The organism is Streptomyces sp. NPDC002619, assembly GCF_042889305.1.
GTDB lineage: Bacteria > Actinomycetota > Actinomycetes > Streptomycetales > Streptomycetaceae > Streptomyces.
The window spans coordinates 1-1,347 of record NZ_JBIAQV010000160.1; the positions used below are offsets into that span (position 1 = coordinate 1).

Sequence of the window (1,347 nt, forward strand, 5' to 3'; positions counted from 1 at the left end):
GGGGCCTCCCCCTGAGTGGTGGACACGCTGATACTGGATCTGCTTGATCCGGAGGAAGCGAGAAGACCGCCGATGGCGATGAAGGACTACTCGGACGAGTTCAAGGCCGATGCCGTGGCCCTGTACGAGTCCACACCCGGGGCGATCTACAAGAGCATCGCTGCTGACCTGGGCGTCAACCGGGCGACCCTGCGTGAGTGGGTGCTGCGGGACCGCGAACGCCGTGGCATCACCGCCGCGATTGCGAAGCCGGGTGCCCAGCCTCGGGAGGCGGTGCCGTCCGCTGATCCGGACGAGCGGGTGCGGCAGTTGGAGGCCCGGGTGGCCGAGCTCGAGGCAAGTGAGCGCAAGCTCGCCACCGAGCGGGACATCCTCCGCAAGGCGGCCAAGTATTTCGCCGGAGAGACGAACTGGTGAGGAGCCGCTTCCAGTTCGTTGACGACCATCGGAACACCTACGAGGTGAAGCGGCTCTGCCAAGTCCTGGACGTGAACCGGTCCAGCTACTACAAGTGGCTCGCCGGCGCCGAGGCCCGGGCCACCCGGCAGCGGGAGGACCGGATCCTGGCCGAGGAGATCCGCGAGGTCCACGGCGAGTCCGGCGGCGCTTACGGCTCCCCGCGAGTGACGGCCGAGCTCCGCGAGAAAGGGCGGCGGGTCAACGAGAAGCGGATCGCCCGGATCATGCGGACGTTCTCCATCACCGGCATCCGCCTGCGCAGACGCGTGCGCACCACCGTCCCGGACCCGGCAGCCTCACCGGTCCCGGACCTGTTCCAGCGGGACTTCACCGCTACCGAGCCGGGGCGCAAATACATGGGCGACATCACGTATCTCCCGCTCGCAGGCGGGGAGTTCCTCTATCTCGCGACCGTGCTGGACTGCTTCAGCCGCAAGGTCGTCGGCTGGTCCATCGCCGACCACATGCGCACCGGCCTGGTCGCCGACGCACTGCGGATGGCAGCCACGACCCGTGGCCGCCTGGACGGCGCCGTGTTCCACTCCGACCACGGAGCGCAATACGGATCCCGGGCCTTCGCCGGCCTCTGCGACCAACTCGGGGTCACACGGTCGATGGGCGCGGTCGGCACCAGCGCCGACAACGCGGCCTGCGAAAGCTTCCACGCCTCCCTGAAACGCGAGACCCTCCAGGGCGCCCACGACTACGGCGACTCCGACACCTGCCGCAGGACCGTCTTCGCCTGGCTGACCCGCTACAACAGCCGCCGCCGGCACTCCGCCAACGGCCACCTCAGCCCCAACGAATACGAACACCGACACCACACCGCTAAACTCACGCTCGCCGCGTGATCAATAACCGCGTGCCCACCTTCACGGGGGAAGGCCC

Annotated in this window: 1 protein-coding gene; it reads left to right on the forward strand. The window is 68.4% G+C overall.

Annotated features, from left to right (window positions below; translation table 11 throughout):
• Positions 1–72 precede the first annotated feature (72 nt).
• Positions 73–1,310 (forward strand): IS3 family transposase gene (locus ACFYXB_RS45995; RefSeq protein ID WP_363290303.1). Its coding sequence is split into 2 segments (ribosomal slippage): positions 73–396 and positions 399–1,310, totalling 1,236 coding nucleotides; the frame shifts between segments, so codons are not numbered across the junction.
• Positions 1,311–1,347: the final 37 nt, after the last annotated feature.